The organism is Devosia oryzisoli (genome assembly GCF_014837245.1).
Lineage (GTDB): Bacteria > Pseudomonadota > Alphaproteobacteria > Rhizobiales > Devosiaceae > Devosia > Devosia oryzisoli.
On sequence record NZ_JACYFU010000001.1, the window covers coordinates 98,068 to 117,652 of the forward strand.

The window sequence follows — 19,585 nt, forward strand, 5'->3', positions numbered from 1 at the left end:
GGAACCCCTGTTCCCCTAACGAGGGCTCCCGCTTGCGCGGGAATGGCACCGTGTGCCGCCATCTGAACGATCCAAGGAGCCTCCCGTGACTCCGGAGAATCTCGCCCCCTCCGAGCGCTTCGACCTTGGCCAGCATGGCCGCGAGCTGATCCTCGATGTGCGCAACATCGCGGTCGATTTCAAGGTCGAGGGCGGCGTGGTCAACGCCGTGCGCGACGTCTCCTTCCAGCTCCACAAGGGCGAAACCATCGCGCTGGTCGGCGAAAGCGGCTCGGGCAAATCGGTCACCGCCCGCACGGTGATGAAGCTCCTCACCAAGCGCGCCACCATCGGCAAGAACACCCAGATCACGCTCAAGGGCAAGAACATCGTGACGATGAGCGACGGCGAGATGCGCAAGCTGCGCGGCAACGATCTCGCCATGATCTTCCAGGAGCCGATGAGCTCGCTCAACCCCGTCTACACCATCGGCCAGCAAATCTGCGAGATCATCCACCTCCACAACAAGGTGTCGCGCGCCGAGGCCATGAACCGGGCCGAAAAGCTGCTCGAGGAAGTGCAGATTCCCGAGCCGCGCGCCCGCCTCAACAATTATCCGCACCAGCTCTCGGGCGGGCAGCGCCAGCGCGTGATGATCGCCATGGCGCTGGCCAACCGGCCGGACGTGCTCATCGCCGACGAGCCCACCACGGCGCTCGACGTCACCGTGCAGGCGCAGATCCTCAACCTCATCAAGGACCTCAAGGACAAATACGGCATGGCGGTGATCCTGATCACCCATGACCTGACCATCGTGCGGCAGTTCTCCGAATATGTCTACGTCATGCAGAATGGCGCCGTGCAGGAGCACAACGAGACCGAGGCGCTGTTCGCCAATCCGCAACATGCCTACACCAAGCACCTGCTGGCCTCCGAGCCCAAGGGCACCGCTTTGCCGCTCGAGGAGGGGGCGCATGAGACGGTGCTCGAAGGCCAGAACGTCAAGGTCAGCTTCACGCTCAAGCGCGGCGGCTTCTTCAAGCCCGATTTCTTCGAATTGAAAGCCGTCGACAATCTCGACATCAAGCTGATGCGCCACGAAACCCTCGGCATCGTGGGCGAAAGCGGCTCGGGCAAGACGACGTTCGGTCAGGCGCTCATCCGCCTCATCGGCAATCAGGGTGGCAAGATCTGGTTCGATGGCGAACCCATCGAGGACAAGGATCGGGCGGCCATGCGGCCCTTGCGCAGCCGCATGCAGATCGTCTTCCAGGACCCGTTCGCCTCGCTCAATCCGCGCATGTCGATTCGCCAGATCATCGAGGAAGGGCTGATCGTCAACGGCATCGGCGCCAATGGTCGCGAGCGCATCGACCGCGTCCGCCAGGCGCTGCGCGACGCGGGCATGCCCGACACCATCCTGCAACGCTTCCCGCACGAATTTTCCGGCGGCCAGCGCCAGCGCATCGCCATTGCCCGGGCCATCGCGCTCGAGCCCGAGTTCATCCTGCTCGACGAACCCACCTCGGCGCTCGATTTGTCGGTGCAGTCCCAGATCATCGACCTGTTGCGCAAGCTGCAGGACGAAAAGGGGCTTTCCTACCTCTTCATCAGCCATGATCTCAAGGTCGTGCGGGCCCTGTGCCACCGCGTCATGGTCATGCAGAACGGCCGGATCGTCGAGGAAGGCCCGGTCAACGAAGTCCTCATCCACCCCAAGACCGATTACACGGCCCGGCTCGTCCGCGCCGCGTTCGAAATTGCCGCCTGACCTTACGGAGCATTCCATGGCAAACCCAAAAATCACCTTCATCGGAGCCGGCTCGTCGGTGTTCATGAAGAACATCGTCGGCGACATCCTGCAGCGCCCGGCGCTCAGCGGCGCCCAGATCCGGCTGATGGACATCAACCCCACGCGCCTCGAGGAAAGCGAGATCATCGCCAAAAAGCTGGTCTCGACGCTCGGCGTCCCGGCCACCGTCGAAACCTTCTCCGACCAGAAGAAGGCCCTCGATGGCACCAATTTCGTCGTCGTCTGCTTCCAGATCGGCGGCTACGAGCCCTCCACCGTCGTCGATTTCGACGTGCCCAAGAAATACAACCTCCGCCAGACCATTGCCGACACGCTGGGCGTCGGCGGCATCATGCGCGGCCTCAGGACCGTGCCGCACCTCTGGAGCATCTGCGAGGACATGCTCGCGGTCGCACCCAACGCGGTCATGCTGCAATACGTCAACCCGATGGCCATCAACACCTGGGCGATTTCGGAGAAATACCCCACCATCAAGCAGGTCGGCCTCTGCCACTCGGTGCAGGGCACGGCCATGGAACTGGCCCACGACCTCGACATCCCCTACGAGGACATCCGCTACCGCTCGGCCGGCATCAACCACATGGCGTTCTACCTCAATTTCGAGCAGCGCCTGCCCGATGGCTCCTACAAGGATCTCTACCCCGAGCTGCACCGCGCCTATCGCGAAGGCCGCGCCCCCAAGGCCGGCTGGAATCCGCGCTGTCCCAACAAGGTGCGCTACGAGATGATGACGCGGCTGGGGTATTTCGTCACCGAGAGCTCCGAGCACTTTGCCGAGTACACGCCCTACTTCATCAAGGAAGGCCGCGAAGACCTGATCGAGAAGTTCGGCATTCCGCTCGACGAATACCCCAAGCGCTGCGTCGAGCAGATCGCGCGCTGGAAAAAGACCAGCGAAGACTACAAACAGGCCGACAAGATCGAGGTGAAGCCCTCCAAGGAATACGCCTCTTCCATCGTCAATTCGGTGTGGACGGGCGAGCCTTCGGTGATTTACGGCAATCTCAGGAACAACGGCGTCATCACCTCGCTGCCCAACAATGCCGCCGTGGAAGTGCCGTGCCTTGTCGACAACAATGGACTGCAGCCCACCTATATCGGCGAGTTGCCGCCGCAGCTGACGGCACTCATCCGCACCAACATCAACGTGCAGGAGCTGACGGTCCGCGCGCTGATGGAGGAAAACCGTGAGCACATCTACCACGCCGCCATGATGGACCCCCACACCGCCGCCGAACTCGATCTCGACCAGATCTGGGCCGTGGTGGACGACCTCATCGAAGCCCACGGCACCTGGCTCCCCGAATGGGCCCGCGGCCCCCGCAAGGCCCAGGTGGCCTAAGCGCAACGTCCTCCCTGGGCGGTCTCTCCCGCCCTGTCGGTTGCCGATGATGTCTGGCCGCCCACGATGCAGCTCCTCCCCCTTGACGGGGGAGGCTGGGTGGGGGTGCGCCACGCCCTGGGGACCCGTATCCAGCCTCCTGCACGCGATCTCCCCACCCCATCCCTCCCCGCGAGGGGGAGGGAGCCGGATCGCGCAATCCCTCCACCTCGCCGGTCTCCCCCGCCCCATCGGTTGCCCATGACATCTGGGCAACCGCGATGCAGCTCCTCCCCCTCGACGGGGGAGGCCGGGTGGGGGTGCGCCACATACTGGTGGCCCATAGTCTGCTCGCGACACACTCTTCCCGCGAGGCGCAGAGTGCCGGATCAAGCCAGCAGGTGGCCCCCACCAGCGGCCGGAGCCATGCGGAACATTTTCCGCCTGTCCCCATTAGCCTTTCACCTGCTTATCACGGAACGGAGACCACCCATGCTTTGGACGATCGCGGTCATACTGCTTATTCTGTGGGCTGCCGGCCTGGCATTCAAGGTGGCGGGTGCGCTGATCCACCTGCTGCTCGTGATCGCGGTGATCGTGGTGCTGGTCAAACTGTTCATGGGCCGCAAGGCCTGAAGCCGCAAACGCGTCGGGCGTGCTTTCGCCATTCATCGCACCCCGGCCAAACGCGAGACAGCGGGTGAAAATCTCTCCACCTCGCTCGCGTTCTCCTCGCCCCCAAAACCGCGTGCCATTCTTCTCCCATCCCCGCCAGGTTACGCGGCCCCTACGCAGGGCCGGGTGGGGAGGATCGGATGGGGGAGGCGTCCCCCTGCGTGGGTAGAAAATCGGCAGCCGGGCTTGCAACACAGTTCCGCCTGAGACCGGACCCCCTAAGCAAGCCGATGCCGTGACGGGCGGCCCTTGGACCGTTCTACCTATTCGGAAGGCCCAAAGGCCGCCCGTTACCGTGCCCTCCAGCAGGACACACCAGCGAAAGCGCGACGCCAGCAGGCCGGGCGCTAATTTCGCACGTCCTCAGTCGCCCGACTTGCCGAACAGCTTGCTCAGCATGTCGGCCATCGGTCCGGACTTGGGCAGTTCGGCCTGTGGCTTGGGCGGACGCGCCTGTCGGATGTGGCTCTGCGCCTTAGGAGTGCCCTTGGGCGCGGACTTTTCCGCCTTGGCGGGGTCGTCGGCCTGGACGGCCAGTGCCAGCTTGTTCATGAAGCCGCTGTCGTCGCCCTTGAGCAGCAGCGGCGCCTGGCGCCCCATCTCCTCGAGCAGGGGTTTAAGCCAGCTCTGGTCGGCCTTGGCGAAGTCGCCCAGCACATGGGGCGTCACGAATTCCTTGCCCGGGTGCCCGATGCCGATGCGGACGCGCTTGTAGTCGAGCCCGATCTGCGGATCGATGGACCTCAGGCCATTGTGCCCGCCATTGCCGCCGCCGACCTTGACCCGCACCTTGCCCGGCGCCAGGTCGAGCTCGTCGTAAAAGACGATGACGTCGCTGTTGGCGATCTTGAAGAAGCGCGTGGCCTGCTGCATGCTGTCGCCGGACTTGTTCATGAAGGTCTGCGGCTTCAGGAGCAGCACCTTCTCGCCGCCGATCGTCCCCTCGGCGAGCAGCCCGGCGTGCTTGGATTTCCACGGCCCGATGCCATGCGCATCGGCAATGGCGTCGATGGCCATGAAGCCCACATTGTGGCGGTTGCCGGCATATTGCGCGCCGGGATTGCCGAGGCCGACCAGCAGTTTCATCGTTGTGGCGCCTTTCAAATGACAGAGGCGGCCGCGGGGCCGCCTCGTTCAAACGCTGGGAAAGCGCAAGGAGGATTACGCCTCTTCGCCGCCTTCAGCCGCTTCTTCGGTCTCTTCGCTCTCGGCATCGCCAGCCGAGCGCAGGCTCGACGGAGCGACGACGGTCGCGATGGTGAAGTCGCGGTCGGTGATGGCCGGCTTGACGCCCTTGGGCAGGGTCACGGCTGAGATGTGCACCGAGTCGCCGATCTCGTAGCCGGAAAGATCAACGGTGATCTCTTCGGGGATGGCATTGGCCGGGGCGATCAGCTCGACAGTGTGGCGCACGACGTTGAGCGTGCCGCCGCGCTTGAGGCCGGGGCTCTTTTCTTCGTTTACGAAGACCACGTGCACCTCGACGTGGAGCGACGAATTGCCTGAAACGCGCAGGAAGTCGACATGGACGGGCATGTCCTTGACGACGTCGAGCTGGTAGTCGCGCGGAATGACGCGGTGCTTTTCGCCATCGACGTCCAGTTCGAGCACGTGCGACTTGAAGCCGCCATCATAGATGGCCTTCAGCGTCTCGTTGAATGACAGCGAAATGGTGACGGGGGGCTTCTTGTCACCGTAGATAACAGCGGGAACACGTCCCTGACGGCGCAGTTCGCGAGCGGCCCCCTTGCCCACTCCGTCACGCGCCTGTGCCTTGAGCACTTTGGTCTCAGCCATGGAAATCATCCATTGGGTTGGTGTATGGCGTCATCACAACGGCATACGCGCCCGTCCTCCAGGGGTGACGAGCGCTTCATGGCCGCGGGATATAGAGGAAAGCATCCGGCACGGCAAGCCGGTGCGGACGTTGTTCGGCAGGGCTTTCTGACTAGTCGAACAGGCTCGAGACGCTCTGCTCGCTGGCGGTGCGAGCAACCGCCTCGCCGATCAGCGGCGCGATGGTGATGCGCCTTATATTGGGAGCGGCCCGCGTGGCGTCGGTCTCCTGGATCGAATCGGTCACCACCAGCTCCTTGAGCTTGCTGGCCGCGATGCGCTCGGAGGCCCCCTCGGACAGCACGCCGTGGGTGATATAGGCCGAGACCGACTTGGCGCCTGCCTTGAGCAGCGCCTCGGCGGCGTTGATCAGCGTACCGCCACTGTCGACGATATCGTCGATCAGGATGCAGCTCTGACCCTCGACGTCGCCGATGATGTTCATCACCTCCGACACACCAGCCCGCGGGCGGCGCTTGTCGACGATGGCCAGATCCCGCCCCAGGCGCTGCGCCACGGCGCGCGCCCGCGCCACCCCGCCGACATCGGGGGAGATGATCATGGTGTGGTCGAGCTGGTAGTTATCCAAAATGTCGCGCGTGATGATCGGGGCGGCATAGAGATTGTCGGTCGGAATGTCGAAGAAGCCCTGGATCTGGGCGGCGTGGAGGTCGAGCGTGATGACGCGGTTGACGCCGGCCTCGGTAATGAGGTTCGACACCAGCTTGGCGGAAATCGGCGTGCGGCCGGCGGCGCGGCGGTCCTGCCGGGCATAGCCGAAATAGGGGATCACGGCGGTGATGCGCCGGGCCGAGGAGCGCCGCAGCGCGTCCGTCAGGATCAGCAGCTCCATCAAATTGTCATTGGCCGGGAAGCTCGTCGACTGGATGATGAAGGCGTCTTCGCCCCGTACATTCTCGTGCACCTCGACATAGACTTCTTTGTCCGCGAAGCGCTTGACGGTGCAGTCGGTGAGGGGAAGTTCGAGGTAGCTGGCGACGGCCTGGGCGAGGGCGCGGTTGGAGTTGCCGGTCACCAGCTTCATGGGCGCGATCCTGTCTCAACCGGTCCGGGAGGCGGACCATGCAGTTTCGCGGGCAGCTTTAACGGCTACGCCGGGCAGGCGCAACGGCACTTTGGGCGGATCGGTAAATTAAACCTGCGTCAATCCGATGACGGCGATCTGCCGCCCCGTGCGTGTGCCGTGATGGGTTGCGCGCCGGTGCGAGAAGTACCTGCCGGGGTTGGCATAGGTACAGGCGCCAACCCGCTCCACCCGTTCAATCCCGGCCCTGCGCACCTGCTCCTCGACAAAGCCGGGCAGGTCGAAGTGGGGCGCCCCGCCCGGAGGGGTGTGGAAGTGCGGGGCGGCATCGGCGTGGAGCGCGAGCACGTCGGCCATGAACTGCTCGCCCACCTCGTAATTCTCGCCATAAATCGTCGGTCCATAGGCGCAGATGATGTTTTCGCGCCGAGCCCCGACGGCCGTCATCGCCTCTACAGTGTGCTCGACAATACCATCGACGGCTCCCCGCCACCCCGCATGCGCCGCGCCGATCACCCCGGCCTCGGGGTCGGCGAAGAGGATCGGCGTGCAGTCGGCGGTCAGAATGCCGAGCAGCAGCCCCGGCGTGGCCGTGACCATGGCGTCGGCTTCGACCATCCGGTCGCCCACGGGAGTGGTGACGGTTTCGGCGTGGTTGGAGTGCACCTGCTTGAGGATGCAGAGCTGGGCCGGATCAAAGCCCATCATGCGCGCGACGCCGGCGCGATTGGCCAGCACCGCGACCGGGTCATCGCCAACCGCCAGGGAGACGTTGTTGTCGGCGAACTCGCCGGTCGACTGGCCACCGGCGCGCCCGAAAAAGCCGTGCGTCACCCCGGCGATCCCGCTCAGTGCTTCGGACGTCTCATAGATGCTCACGGCGCGAAACCCGCCGGCTGCAGTCCCGGACTGTGTGCGCAGAACACCTTGAAGAGTTCGCCCATCTGGTCCTTGCCGATCAGCCGGTCGTGGCCTGACTGGATATCGGCAGCGGCGCCGGGATTGGCTTTCTGCAGGGCATTCTTGCGCTCGCCAATGCCCATCCGGGTCAGGAACTGCCCTTGCGTGGCCAGCGGCTCCACCGCGAGGCCGCTCTGCCGCGCGACATTGGCAAGCGCGCCAAAATCCACGTGGGCGGACAGATCCGTCTCTCCCGGCGTGTCGAGGACATCGGCATAAGCATGGCGGCGGACCCCTTGCAGCGTCTCTCCCGTCTGGCTGGCTGCGTACCCGTAATCGATCGCAAGGATACTGCCACCGAGCCGCGCCACTGCCTTTGCAAGGTGCGACAGCACTTCGGCCGCCGCAAAGCAGACCTCGAACACGGCATCGATCTCGGCATCGGCCACCGCATCGGGCATGCTCGCGGCCGGGATGGGGGTAGGGGACAACCCGAAAGCGCGCTTGTCCTCAACCAGGCCGATCACCCGCTCGTGCCAGCCATCGGGGCGCCGCACGAACTGGCGGATGGGCATGGCATCGAAGAATTCGTTGGCCACCACCAGCAGCGGCCCTTGCGGAAAGTCGTCGAAGTTCTGGATCCATTGCGGATCATAACTCTCGAGCCGGTCCTTTTGCGCCGCCAGCAGGTTGGGGCTCGTTTCGAACAGGCGCAGCTGCAGGCCGTCCCGGAACCCCGGTGCCCGGCAGGCGACGCGCAGGATGTCGGCCATCAGCGTGCCGCGGCCGGGGCCCAGCTCCAGGAGCGTGAAGGCTTTCGGCTCGCCCATTTGTTGCCAGAGGTTGACGAGGTTAAAGCCGATCAGCTCGCCGAACATCTGCGAGATTTCGGGCGCGGTAATGAAGTCGCCGCCCTGGCCGAACGGGTCGGCACCCTTGTAGTAGCCACGTGTCGGATGCGTCAGGCAGAGGCCCATATAGGTCGCGACCGACATGGGGCCGTTGGTGCGGATCTGCAGGTCGATCTGCTCGTCCAGAGAGAGAGCATCTGTCATGGTGCGGGCGGCCTTCTAGGGACGGATCGGGTTTTCTCGCCGGGTCAACGCATAAGCGACGAGGCCGATGCCGATGATCAGCATGGGCAGACTCAGCACCTGTCCCAGTGTCAGCCAGCCGCCATAGAGGTATCCGATCTGGACGTCGGGTAGGCGGACGAACTCCACGAGGATGCGCGCCAGCGAGTAGCCTATGGCAAAGATGCCTGCAACCAGACCCGGCTTGCGCAGGCCATGGAAGAGGTGCGTGACGACGCGGATGAGCAGTAAGAGCAGCAGGCCTTCGAGCAGAGATTCGTACAGCTGGCTCGGATGGCGCGGAACCTGCAGCGGATCGGTCGGGAAGATGACGCCCCAGGGCAGGGTGGTGGGGGCGCCATAGAGTTCGCCGTTGATGAAATTGGCAATGCGTCCGAGCATAATGCCGATGGTGGCGACGGCCCCGAGAAGATCGAGCGCGGACAGCCAGTGGCCGCCCTTGGACCGCGCAAACAGCACGGCTGCGAGCATCAACCCGAGCATGCCACCGTGGTAGGACATGCCGCCATCGAGGGTGTTGATGATCTGCGTGGGGTTCTGCAGATAATAGGGGAGGTTGTAGAACAGCACGTAACCGGTGCGGCCGCCGATCACGATGGCGAGCATGGCCCAGAAGGCGAAATCCCAGATGTCCTTGGCAGGGAAGGGCGGCGCGCCGCGATACCAGAGCCGTGGGTTGCGCAGCAGGAGCCATCCATAGGCCGCGCCCAGCAGAACCCCGAACAAGTAAGCGAGAGCATACCAGCGGATGGCAATCGGGCCGATCGCGAAGGCAATGGGATCGATATTGGGGAAAGGCACGTTCGCGTCTCCAGCGGCCGATGGCGCTCGCTTGGCCAATGCGGCCAATCGCCCAGTGGCCTAGCCTTTTGGGCGCTGCGGTTCAAGCAGTGCGGCGGGGGCAGACTGGCCAAGTGCCGGTATGTGCCCTACATATCGGCAAAGAGCCCGACACCCGGGCGCCCAGCAGTGAACGGAAGTGCCATGAACCAGAGCAACCGGATCTTCGACAATCTCGGCCGGATGATGAACGAGGCCGCCGGCATGGCGGATGGCGTGCGGCGCGAAGTCGAGACCATCGTCAAGTCGCAGGCGCAACGGATCATTTCGGACATGGAACTGGTCAAGCGCGAAGATTTCGACGCGCTGCGCGAGCTCGTGCAGGTGCAGGGCGAAGAGATCGATGCTCTTCGCAAGGAACTTGCGGAGCTGAAGGGCAAGGGCACGCCGTCCGCCTGACGGCCCATTCGCCTTCTGACCGCTTCAGCCCTGCGTTGTGGAAAACTGACCTCTTTCGGGACGGTTTTCCCCGGCTGCGGCTGGCGTGTTAAGGTTGCGTTAACCTTGTCGGACCAATCATCATCCACAAGGAAATGGTCCTCGTGGCGTTCCCTGCCGTCCCCTGAATCGCCGGGGCAATGTAGGGTCCTCTCATGTGGACGATTCGTAAGCCCTTGAGGCAGCGACCAGTTCTCTACAGTGTTCGGTCGCGTCTTGCGGATGGGAGGAGTGCCCGTCCGTTGCGTGTTCCAGCGTACCCGATGCCATGCCGGTTTGTTCGCCCGAACCGGATAGACGACAACGCCTTCCAGACGGAACCCGTCCATGTCTCTGATTGAGTTTGAGCCAGATCGCGTCTCCCACCCGGTGGACTTGGTCGAGCATATCGCGTCGATCAACGACTGGACCTTCGAGCGCCAGGACGCCGACGAAATTTCTATCTCGGTACGGGGCGGCTGGAGCGACTACCACGTCTCCTTCAACTGGATGGAAGATCTCGAGTCGCTTCACATCGCCTGTGCGTTCGATCTGAAGGTACCCGATGGCCGTCGCAGCGAGATCAAGCAATTGATCACCCTGATAAACGAACAGCTCTGGATCGGTCACTTCGACATTTGGCACAAGGAAGGGGTGGTGCTGTTCCGCAATTCGCACCTGCTGACCGGCGGGGCGGATGTTTCCCCGCAACAATGTGAAGCCCTGCTGCGTTCAGCCAGCGACAGCTGCGATCTTTACTACCAGGCCTTCCAGTTCGTGGTGTGGGCCGGCAAGTCGGCCGCAGATGCTCTGAGCCATGTGATGTTCGAAACAGTGGGCGAGGCCTGATGACGACAGTGCGAGATGTTGGCCCGGTCATGTTGATCGGGGCCGGAAAGATGGGATTGGCGATGGCACAGGGCTGGCTCGATGCCGGCCTGGCGCCAAACAATCTCATCCTGGCCGATCCGCTGCCCAGCGAGGCGGCGAAGGGCTTCGCGCAAGACTATGAGATCGATATCGGTCCCGACCCCGTCGGGTTGCAGCCCAATGTGCTGGTATTGGCGGTGAAGCCGCAAATCATCGCCGACGTCATGAAAACGCTCAGCCCTGTCATCGGTCGGCATACCACGGTTCTTTCGATTGCGGCGGGGATATCCATTGCCCAACTCGCTCGCGGGCTTGAGACGGATAATATCGTACGCGCCATGCCCAATACGCCGGCGCAGGTCGGCAAGGGCATGACAGGAGCGGTTGCTGGTCCCGGCGTCAGCGCCGAGGGAAAAGCTGCCGTGGATGCCCTTCTGAGGGCGTCGGGGCAGTTGGTCTGGTTCGATGCCGAGAGCGATCTTGATGCGGTGACCGCGGTCTCAGGTTCTGGCCCGGCTTATGTTTTCAACCTGGTGGAAGCCTTGGCTGCCGCCGGTGTGGCGCAGGGGCTTCCGGAGCACATCGCCATGCAGCTGGCCCGCCAAACCGTCATCGGTGCCGCGGCGCTGATGGAAGCCGATCAGAGTCCTGCCGGGGTGTTACGGCAGAATGTGACGTCACCCAAGGGGACGACGGCGGAGGCGCTGGCAGTGCTGATGGCGGATGATGGACTTGGCCCCCTCGTCGGTCGCGCCGTCGCAGCTGCACGCCGGCGCAGTGAGGAACTGGGGCGGGGCTGACGCTTCGATCGCTCAGATATTTGCGGTCAGGTTCAGCCGGTCGAGCGTCGGGTGATCGGCGGGATCGACCATGCCGACCAGGAAACGCCTGACCGTGGTCGCCGCCTCGGGCGGCAACGCGGCAATGGAGGCGTCGATACGGGTGGCCTGGCTCACCGAGAGGTCAGCGAAAAAGGCGCGACCCTTGTCCGTTGCGAACAAGAGCCGCTGCCGTCGATCGGCGTGCCCGGTCTTTTGTTCGACGTAGCCATGGTCGATCAGTTGCCGCAGCACGCGAGCGAGCGACTGCTTGGTGATCTTGAGGATGTCGAGCAGGTCCGCGACCGGCATGCCCGGTCGCAAGTTGACAAAATAGAGCACCCGGTGGTGCGCGCGCCCGAAGCCTTGCCGCTCCAGCAGGGCATCGGCGTCACCGGTAAAATCCCGATAGGCAAAGAAGAAGAGTCCCATGATGTCGAGCGGGAGGTGTGGCTGATCGGATACCGGCGAAATTATGTCAGCCTTGTTGACATTTTTAGGGTGCTCTGCCATTGTGTCTCCCAAGCCGCCGCATGCTGTCTTATCCCAAAGAGCTTGGTATTTGCCAAGCTCGGGTACGCTGGGCATGATGAGCGGAACCGTGCCTGAACAGGGCGAACGACACTTTATTCTCGGGAGAGGATCATGGCAGGCCTGCCGATGGACCAGCGCGATGGCTGGATCTGGTTCGATGGGGAACTCAAACCCTGGAAGGATGCGAAGATCCACGTGCTCACGCACGGGCTGCATTATGCCAGTTCGGTATTCGAAGGCGAACGCGCCTATGGCGGCGAAATCTTCAAGTCGCGCGAGCATTCCGAGCGTCTGATCCGCTCTGCCGCGACGCTGGACATGCCTTTCCCGTATACGGTCGAGGAACTCGAAGCGGCCAAGCGGCTGGTGCTGGAAAAGAACGGTCTTGTCGACGCCTATGTTCGTCCTGTCGCCTGGCGCGGATCGGAAGAATTGTCGGTGCCGGCTCGCAACAACACGGTGCACGTGGCGATCGCGGCCTGGGTGTGGCCGAGTTATTTCTCGGTCGAGGAAAAGCTCAAGGGCATTCGGCTCGAATGGAGCAAATGGAAGCGTCCGTCGCCGGAGACGATCCCGTCCTCTGCCAAGGCCGCGGGTCTTTACATGATCTGCACACTGTCGAAAGACCATGCCATGGCCAACGGCTATGCCGATGCGCTGATGCTGGACTATCGCGGTTATGTGGCCGAAGCCACTGGCGCCAATGTGTTCTTCATCAAGGGCAAGGACATCACGACGCCGACGCCCGATTGCTTCCTCAACGGCATCACGCGGCAGACTGTCATTGCGCTGGCCAAGGAGAACGGTTTCACCGTCACCGAACGGCACATCAAGCCCGAGGAACTGAGCGACTTCGACGAGTGCTTCCTCACCGGTACTGCCGCCGAAGTGACGCCGGTGTCGCTGATCGGGGACTACACGTTCACACCGGGCGAAGGGTGCCGCACACTGATCGATGCCTACACTCGGGCGGTTCAGCCCAAGCGGGCACAAGCGGCCGAATAGGGCTCGTGTTTCACCAGAAGATGAAGTGCCCGCCGGTCCGGCGGGCATTTTTCTTTGCGCGTCAGGCAGGGACGGAGGCGGTGCCGAACAGCGTTTCTTGCACAAGCCCCGTCGTGTAGCCGCGGGTGTTGTGCGCTCTGGCGGCGTAAGCCGGATTGGACATCAGCGCCGCGTGCAATTGGGGCAGGTTGTAGAAGGGGACGCTGGGGTAGAGGTGATGCTCGAGGTGGTAATTGACGTGGTGCGGCGCAAAGAGTGCTCGCTCCCACTGATAGGGCACGACGGAACGGGTGCCGCCCAGTTCATGCGAATAGTCCATCGACCCGAAATGCTCGGCCACACTGCGGACATGCATGAGCAGGAAAAAGGCCGTGAAATAAGGGACAAACCAATAGAGAAGAACCTCGCGCCAGATACCGAGGACTGTGAAGAGTGCCGCGAGGACAAGATAGTAGCCGAGGCGCGCGAGGCGGTAGGCGAGCGGCGGCTTTGGCGCGGCCTTGAGGCGAGCGGTGATGCTGAAGATGTCGATGATGGACCCGACGACGACGAGATAGCTGACCAGATCGAGCGCCGCGTGCTGCCAGGCCTGGGGGAACGTGAACTTGCGCTTGCCCAGCTTGATGACCCAGTCCGGGTCCTTGTCGGTATTGGTGTAGCGATGGTGCGCGAGGTGGTTCTGGCGGTAGCTGGCGACGGTTGAAAGGATCGGCCAGGCGACAAAGTTGTCGCATATCCAGTCGCTCAAGCCCTTTCGCCCGGACAGGAACCGATAGTGCGCGAAATCGTGCAGGAGGACGCCAAAACCGTGCATGCGGCCACCGACAATCACTACGGCCAGCAGGTAGATCGCCCAGTGCTGCGCCCATTGGGAAAGGGCGATGGCGGCAACGATGACGCCCCAGTCGAAGGCAAGCGCAAAGGCGGTGCGCCACGGCGTGAGCACGGAGAGCCGCTTGACCGTAGCGGCGTCGAGATAGGGTTGCGACATGGTGTGGCCCCAGCCGGCGTTTGACTGACGCACTGTTATCACGGATCGCATGGGAGCGGCAGTTATGGTTACCGGACGGTTAACAGGCCGTCAGGACCAGCGGCCGCGGGCCGCGTCGTCCTCGGATTTGGCCGCTACCCACTCCAGGCCGTTCTCGGTCTCTTCCTGTTTCCAGAATGGAGCATCTGTCTTGAGGTAGTCCATGAGGAACGCGGCGCCCTCGAAAGCGGCTCGGCGGTGCGGCGCCAAAGTTATGACCTGCATGATGGTGTCCCCGGGCAGAAGGCGGCCATGGCGGTGCGTGATGGCAGCGTCGATGAGCCCAAAGCGGACGATCGCCCGGTCCCGCATCTCGGCCAACTCGTGTTCGGCCAGCGCCGGATAGCACTCCAGGACCAGCGCGGTGATCGGGCGATCCGGCGTGGAGCGAACGATGCCGGTGAAGGTGACCATCGCCCCGGCGCCCTCGCTCTCCGCCTGAAACCGATTGGCGTTGAGGCCGGGGTCAAACGGGTCGGCGGTCACGCGGATCATCGTCAACCACCCGTCATGGGGGGCAGGATGGCGATCTCGCGCGCGCCGGCGATGGGCGTGTCAGGCGAAACGATGCGGGCATCGCGCGAGAGCTTGAAGAGGGCGGGATTGGCCATGGCGATATCCAGCGCTTCGTCCCGCGCCCGCAGCCAGTGCACGAGATCGGCAAGCGTTTTCACCTCTGCAGGCGGGTCGATCTCGTCGCTGGCGCGATTGAGGCGCTCGCGCAGCCAGGCGAAATAGAGAACCTTCATTTGCCGGTGCCAAGAAGGTGTGGCCAGGAGGCGCGAAGATAGTTCCAGCCCGTCCACAGTGTCAGCGCCCCGGCCAGCCAAAGAACAATGTCGGACAGGAGCCGCAAGCCCGGGATGATGCCTTCGAGCAGCACGATCGCAAGGGCGATCAACTGCACCGTAGTCTTCCACTTGGCCAGCTTGCTGACCGGCAGCACCACGGCGGTATTGCCGAGAAATTCACGCAGCCCGGAGATGAAGAACTCGCGAAAGAGGATGGCGATGACCGGGATCATGTCCCAGCCGGACAAGCTGCCATCCCAAGCGAGGACCGCCACCATGATGCCGACGAGCAGCTTGTCGGCGATGGGGTCGAGCATGCGGCCGAGGTCGGAATACTGGTTCCAGGCGCGGGCGAGATAGCCGTCTACCCAGTCACTGGCGGCGGCCAGCACATAGAGAACCAGAGCGACGATGCGAAGGCCAATGTCGCCTTCCATCACCAGCCACGCGATCGGCACGATCGCCGCGATGCGGATGATGGTGAGGATGTTGGGGACGAGAAGCAGGGGGTTGCGGGCCATGGCGGGAGAGAACAGGAACGCGGGGTGCCGGTCAAGCCGCTTCGACGCGGAGCCGACCGTCCTGAGCGTACGGCGCTTCCGGTTAGTGACTTGCCTTCCGGGCTCTCTCACCCCCTCCCGGCCTCCCCCGGAGGGGGAGAGGCGGGTCGGTGCGTGGGATGGACTATGCCACCGCCTGGGTGGTTGCGGCGCGGCGTTTTTCGACGGCGGCGGCGAGAGCCTCAAGGGTCTTAACTGTCGTGTCCCAACCGATGCAGCCGTCGGTGATGGACTGACCGTAGGTGAGGGGCTGACCCGGTACGAGGTCCTGCCGGCCGGCGACGAGGTTGGATTCGATCATCACGCCGATGATGCGGTTGTCACCGGAGGCCATCTGGTCTCCGATCTCGGCCAGAACGCGGGGCTGGTTTTCGGGATTCTTGGAGGAGTTGGCGTGGCTGGCGTCGATCATGATCGCCGGCGCGAGGCCCGCCTTTTGTGCTGCCTTGGCAGCGGCATCGACGCTTTCGGCATCGTAGTTCGTGGTCTTGCCGCCACGCAGGATGATGTGGCAATCGGGATTGCCGGTGGTGGCCGCGATGGCTGACTGGCCGTCCTTGGTCACCGCCATGAAGTGATGCGGCTGGCTGGCGGAAAGGACCGCGTCAAGCGCGATCTTGACGTTGCCATCGGTGCCGTTCTTGAAGCCCACCGGGCAGGAAAGGCCTGAGGCCAGTTCGCGGTGGATCTGCGATTCGGTGGTGCGCGCGCCAATCGCGGCCCAGGCGACGAGATCGGCCAGATATTGCGGCGTTGTCATGTCGAGGAATTCGCAGGCGGTCGGAAGGCCGAGATTGGTGATGTCGAGCAACAGGGCGCGTGCGGTGTGCAGCCCCTGGCGAATATTGAAGCTGCCGTCGAGATCGGGATCGTTGATGAGACCCTTCCAGCCCACCGTCGTGCGGGGCTTTTCGAAGTAGACGCGCATGATGATTTCGAGCCGGTCGCCGAGCTTTTCGCGCAGGGGCGCCAGGCGCGTGGCGTACTCGATGGCGGCGGCCGGATCGTGAATGGAACAGGGACCGACGATGACGGCCAGCCGGTCGTCCTGGCCCGTGAGAATGTTATGGAGATCGTGCCGAGCCGAAATCACCGTGCGCGTCGCGGCGTCGGTGCGTGGATGCTGGCGCATCACCTCGATGGGCGGCGTCAGCGGCTTGATTTCGGTGATGCGGAGGTCGTCGGTCGATTTGAGCATTTGGTCCCTCGGGGTGGTGCTGCGAGGGGCCAAGAAAAAAGCCGCCTCGGAAGTCGGGCGGCTGGCTTGCGGTTTGGTCTGGTCTTGTCTGGATCAGGACACGCGCGCGTTAGCCTCCGCCGGGAGCGGATAGCTAAAATACCAATAAAAGGTGGCGGCGTTGATCATGAGGCGAAAGGTAGCGGGGCAGGCGGAGGTTGTCGAGCCCCGACTTTGGTAGGGGCAGGAGTGTTTGAGCCTTAGCCTCCCGCGCCTTGGTAATTGCGCAGGCACCAGCGCCAATGGGCGGCCGCGAGGATGACGAAGAGGGGGCCGATGAGAAGGGAGGCCGCTGGCGCGAGGTCCCCAAGGATCGGCACGGGTTTGCCGAGCACAACGGCGCAGGGGATGAACGCCAGGAAGCCCAGAGGCGCAAAGGTGATCATCAGGATCTGGAGCGGTGCGGGGAAGATGTTGAGCGGGTAGCGAGCCAGTTCCCAGAAGCCGAAGAAGATCGCAAACAGGTGGCGCGACCGCACCCAGATCAGAGCGGTGGCACCGATCATGGTCATCAGGGCGGCCACAAGCATCGCCGCGCTGGCGACCGCGGCGGCGAAATAGAGGGCCAGGCCTGGTGTCCAGGGCAGGTCGAGGCTGAGCAACGCCCAGATCATCAACCCGATGGCCAGCGCGATGTGCCCCCCATATTCGATATTGAGCCCGGAGAAGGCGAGGAACGTCCACGGGCCGATCGGCTTGACGAGGATGGCGTCGAAGGTGCCGAAGCGGATCTTTTCTTCCATATCGCGGAATTGGACGAAGCTGATGCAGGCGCCGACCGCGTAGGCGAGCAGATGGAAGGCGAGCAGCAGCGCCATCTGTGGCCAGGTCCAGCCGCCGAGGTTTTCGAAGCGGTTGATGATCAGCGCAATGGAGGCATACATGCCGCCATACCCGACCGCTTGAGCGATCCACCCAATGACCAGGGCGCTGCGGTATTCCATGTGCGTGCGCACGTGAATGCCGATGAGATGGGGCAGGAGGCGAAGTGTGCGCAGCATGGCTCAGCCCCCCTGCACGACCAGCCGGTGGCGGGCGCGCGACCAGAGCCAGCCGGCAAGGGCTGCGAGCGCGGCGAGCCAGGAGAGGCCGATGAGCAGGTACACCCCGGAGGTCGGCGCATCGAGTTTGCCGAGATAGACGGCGCTCGGATAATAGCTGACCCAGGCGAAGGGGAGGTGGCCAAGGAGTGCCGCAAGTGCGCCCGGCATGAACCACAGTGGAACGACGGCACCGGAGGCGAGCGCCATGATGCCGCGCAGGAACCATTCCAGCGAAAACGCCGTCAGCAGCCAGAAGGCGAGGAGGCCAGTCAGCGTGGCGATCAGGAACAGCATGCACCAGGAGACTGCCCAGAACGCCAGGAAGAGCAGGCCGTGGGCCGGGCTTGCCGGCGGCAGCAGGCCGACGGTGAGGGCCACGATCACGGCAACCGGCAGGGTGATTGTCAGTTGCTCGAAGGCGTTGTTGCCCAGCTGGTTGAAGAACAGCAGCGCCGGATAGTGCAGCGGCTTGAGCAGGAACACCGTGACATCGCCATTGCGAATGCTGTCGCCGACCTCGCGGATATAGCGCGTCGTGTTCCAGTTGAGCAGCGGCCCGGCGATCAGCACGTAAGTGACCATGTCGGGCAAGGTGACGCCATCGACATTGCGCGAGCCGGAGAAGGCTGCCGTCCACACGGCGATGAAGGCGAAGGTGGCGACAAGTTCGCCAAAGACGCCGGACCACACCTGGTTGCGGTAGACAAGGCGCGAGAGGAACGCCGTGACGGTGAAGGCGGGATAGGCGCTGACCTTCATGGCGCAGCGCCGGCCAGCTGCGGCTTGGTCTTGTAGAAGGTGCGGATGACCTCTTCGATGTCCGGCTCCTCGAGCTTGACGTCCTTCAGCCCGTGGCCGCGGCCCAGCTCTTCCAGCACGTCGAGCAAGGACACGCTTTCGTCTTCGAGCAGGAAGTGCTTGGCCGCGCCGTCATCGGCCGTCAGCGTGGCCGAGGTCAGAATGATGGGACCGGGGTCGCCGGCAAATTCGAGGGTCAGCCGGCGGCGCGAGCCGAGGGTGGCGCGCAGGCGTTTGAGTTCGCCGTCGAACAGCAGCTTGCCATCGTCCACCATGATGAGGCGAGGGCAGATTTCCTCGATGTCCACGAGATCGTGGGTGGTGAGGATGATGGTGGTGCCGCGCTCGCGATTGACCTCGGCCAGGAACTTGCGGACCGCATCCTTGGCGACGACATCGAGGCCGATGGTGGGCTCGTCGAGGAACAGGATTTTGGGATCGTGCAACAGCGCCATGGCGATTTCGGCGCGCATGCGCTGGCCGAGGCTGAGCTGGCGCACGGGGCGGTCGATATACCCGCCCATGTCCAGCATGGCGGTCAGATAGCGGAGGTTTTCGGTGAAGCGGCCTGCGGGGATATCGTAGATGTGACGGTTGAGATCGAAACTGTCGCGTACCGGCAGATCCCACCACAGCTGGCTGCGCTGGCCGAAGACGACGCCGATTTCGGCGGCGTTGAGGATGCGGTTGCTGTGCGGTTCACGTCCGAGGACGGAGAGGGTGCCGGCCGTCGGGACGAGAATGCCGGTCATCATCTTGATCATGGTCGATTTGCCGGCGCCATTGGGTCCGAGATAGCCCGTGGCTTCGCCCGCAGCGATGTCGAAGCTGATGCCATCGACGGCGCGGACTTCGGTGAACTCCCGGGTGAACAAGGTCCTGAGGCCGCCGATGAAGCCGGGAAGGCGCCTGGGCTGGCGGAAGATCTTCTCCACGCCGCGCGCGGCGATGATGGACGGCATTGCAGTCACTCCCCCGA

22 protein-coding genes are annotated in these 19,585 nt (G+C 63.7%); 7 read left to right on the plus strand and 15 right to left on the minus strand.

Annotated elements, in window-relative coordinates; translation table 11 throughout:
• Nucleotides 1-85: 85 nt before the first annotated feature.
• From IC608_RS00475 to IC608_RS00485, 3 genes are all read left to right on the plus strand, one after another.
• On the plus strand, nt 86-1,750 hold the full coding sequence (locus tag IC608_RS00475) for an ABC transporter ATP-binding protein (RefSeq protein ID WP_191772075.1): 1,665 nt from the start codon (nt 86-88) through the stop codon (nt 1,748-1,750).
• A 16-nt stretch (nt 1,751-1,766) separates the two neighbouring features.
• Nucleotides 1,767-3,134 (plus strand): alpha-glucosidase/alpha-galactosidase, encoded by a 1,368-nt coding sequence (gene melA, locus IC608_RS00480; protein WP_191772076.1) that lies wholly within the window; start codon nt 1,767-1,769, stop codon nt 3,132-3,134.
• Between the two features lie 471 nt (nt 3,135-3,605).
• Complete coding sequence (locus IC608_RS00485) at nt 3,606-3,749, plus strand: lmo0937 family membrane protein (RefSeq protein WP_191772077.1); 144 nt, start codon at nt 3,606-3,608, stop codon at nt 3,747-3,749.
• Nucleotides 3,750-4,151: 402 nt separating this feature from the next.
• On the opposite strand, the gene pth is transcribed toward IC608_RS00485, so the two are convergent.
• The 6 genes from pth to lgt form a co-directional block, all read right to left on the minus strand.
• Nucleotides 4,152-4,874 carry an aminoacyl-tRNA hydrolase gene (gene pth, locus IC608_RS00490; protein WP_191772078.1) on the minus strand — a complete coding sequence of 241 codons (723 nt, stop codon included), beginning with the start codon at nt 4,872-4,874 and terminating at the stop codon, nt 4,152-4,154.
• Nucleotides 4,875-4,949: 75 nt separating this feature from the next.
• Complete coding sequence (locus tag IC608_RS00495; protein ID WP_191772079.1) at nt 4,950-5,585, minus strand: 50S ribosomal protein L25/general stress protein Ctc; 636 nt, start codon at nt 5,583-5,585, stop codon at nt 4,950-4,952.
• Nucleotides 5,586-5,736: 151 nt separating this feature from the next.
• Nucleotides 5,737-6,669 carry a ribose-phosphate pyrophosphokinase gene (locus tag IC608_RS00500; RefSeq protein ID WP_191772080.1) on the minus strand — a complete coding sequence of 311 codons (933 nt, stop codon included), beginning with the start codon at nt 6,667-6,669 and terminating at the stop codon, nt 5,737-5,739.
• Between the two features lie 108 nt (nt 6,670-6,777).
• The gene (pgeF, locus tag IC608_RS00505) at nt 6,778-7,548 is read right to left on the minus strand and encodes a peptidoglycan editing factor PgeF (RefSeq protein ID WP_345890812.1); all 771 of its coding nucleotides are present in this window, start codon (nt 7,546-7,548) and stop codon (nt 6,778-6,780) included.
• The gene (locus IC608_RS00510; protein ID WP_191772081.1) at nt 7,545-8,624 is read right to left on the minus strand and encodes a class I SAM-dependent methyltransferase; all 1,080 of its coding nucleotides are present in this window, start codon (nt 8,622-8,624) and stop codon (nt 7,545-7,547) included. Before IC608_RS00510 ends, pgeF begins: the two co-directional genes overlap by 4 nt.
• 15 nt (nt 8,625-8,639) lie before the next feature.
• A complete protein-coding gene (gene lgt, locus IC608_RS00515) occupies nt 8,640-9,464 on the minus strand; it encodes a prolipoprotein diacylglyceryl transferase (protein WP_191772082.1) in 825 nt (274 codons plus the stop codon).
• 183 nt (nt 9,465-9,647) lie between these two features.
• On the opposite strand from lgt, the gene IC608_RS00520 reads away from it, so the two are divergent.
• The 3 genes from IC608_RS00520 (at nt 9,648) to proC (ending at nt 11,590) form a co-directional block, all read left to right on the plus strand.
• Nucleotides 9,648-9,902: an accessory factor UbiK family protein gene (locus tag IC608_RS00520; protein ID WP_191772083.1), complete on the plus strand. Its 255-nt coding sequence runs from the start codon at nt 9,648-9,650 to the stop codon at nt 9,900-9,902.
• A gap of 366 nt (nt 9,903-10,268) precedes the next feature.
• Nucleotides 10,269-10,769, plus strand: a complete 501-nt coding sequence (locus tag IC608_RS00525; protein ID WP_191772084.1) for a type III secretion system chaperone family protein — start codon at nt 10,269-10,271, stop codon at nt 10,767-10,769.
• A complete protein-coding gene (proC, locus tag IC608_RS00530; RefSeq protein WP_191772085.1) occupies nt 10,769-11,590 on the plus strand; it encodes a pyrroline-5-carboxylate reductase in 822 nt (273 codons plus the stop codon). The genes IC608_RS00525 and proC overlap by 1 nt, the downstream gene beginning before the upstream one ends.
• Nucleotides 11,591-11,602: 12 nt before the next feature.
• On the opposite strand, the gene IC608_RS00535 is transcribed toward proC, so the two are convergent.
• Nucleotides 11,603-12,121 carry a MarR family winged helix-turn-helix transcriptional regulator gene (locus tag IC608_RS00535; RefSeq protein WP_428053755.1) on the minus strand — a complete coding sequence of 173 codons (519 nt, stop codon included), beginning with the start codon at nt 12,119-12,121 and terminating at the stop codon, nt 11,603-11,605.
• A gap of 132 nt (nt 12,122-12,253) precedes the next feature.
• Between IC608_RS00535 and IC608_RS00540 the strand changes: the two genes are divergently transcribed.
• Nucleotides 12,254-13,147 (plus strand): branched-chain amino acid aminotransferase, encoded by an 894-nt coding sequence (locus IC608_RS00540; protein WP_191772086.1) that lies wholly within the window; start codon nt 12,254-12,256, stop codon nt 13,145-13,147.
• Between the two features lie 61 nt (nt 13,148-13,208).
• Here IC608_RS00540 and IC608_RS00545 read toward each other — a convergent pair whose 3' ends face one another.
• From IC608_RS00545 to IC608_RS00580, 8 genes are all read right to left on the minus strand, one after another.
• Nucleotides 13,209-14,138, minus strand: coding sequence for a fatty acid desaturase family protein (locus IC608_RS00545; RefSeq protein ID WP_191772087.1), 930 nt, complete (start codon nt 14,136-14,138; stop codon nt 13,209-13,211).
• A 90-nt stretch (nt 14,139-14,228) separates the two neighbouring features.
• On the minus strand, nt 14,229-14,672 hold the full coding sequence (locus IC608_RS00550) for a molybdenum cofactor biosynthesis protein MoaE (RefSeq protein ID WP_191772088.1): 444 nt from the start codon (nt 14,670-14,672) through the stop codon (nt 14,229-14,231).
• Between the two features lie 2 nt (nt 14,673-14,674).
• Nucleotides 14,675-14,926, minus strand: a complete 252-nt coding sequence (locus IC608_RS00555) for a MoaD/ThiS family protein (RefSeq protein WP_191772089.1) — start codon at nt 14,924-14,926, stop codon at nt 14,675-14,677.
• The gene (gene pgsA, locus IC608_RS00560; RefSeq protein ID WP_191772090.1) at nt 14,923-15,489 is read right to left on the minus strand and encodes a CDP-diacylglycerol--glycerol-3-phosphate 3-phosphatidyltransferase; all 567 of its coding nucleotides are present in this window, start codon (nt 15,487-15,489) and stop codon (nt 14,923-14,925) included. The genes IC608_RS00555 and pgsA overlap by 4 nt, the downstream gene beginning before the upstream one ends.
• 163 nt (nt 15,490-15,652) lie before the next feature.
• The gene (locus IC608_RS00565) at nt 15,653-16,726 is read right to left on the minus strand and encodes a 3-deoxy-7-phosphoheptulonate synthase (protein WP_191772091.1); all 1,074 of its coding nucleotides are present in this window, start codon (nt 16,724-16,726) and stop codon (nt 15,653-15,655) included.
• A 239-nt stretch (nt 16,727-16,965) separates the two neighbouring features.
• Complete coding sequence (locus IC608_RS00570; RefSeq protein WP_191772092.1) at nt 16,966-17,766, minus strand: ABC transporter permease; 801 nt, start codon at nt 17,764-17,766, stop codon at nt 16,966-16,968.
• A 3-nt stretch (nt 17,767-17,769) separates the two neighbouring features.
• Nucleotides 17,770-18,567, minus strand: a complete 798-nt coding sequence (locus IC608_RS00575) for an ABC transporter permease (protein WP_191772093.1) — start codon at nt 18,565-18,567, stop codon at nt 17,770-17,772.
• Nucleotides 18,564-19,568, minus strand: a complete 1,005-nt coding sequence (locus tag IC608_RS00580; protein WP_191772094.1) for an ABC transporter ATP-binding protein — start codon at nt 19,566-19,568, stop codon at nt 18,564-18,566. The genes IC608_RS00575 and IC608_RS00580 overlap by 4 nt, the downstream gene beginning before the upstream one ends.
• Nucleotides 19,569-19,585: the final 17 nt, after the last annotated feature.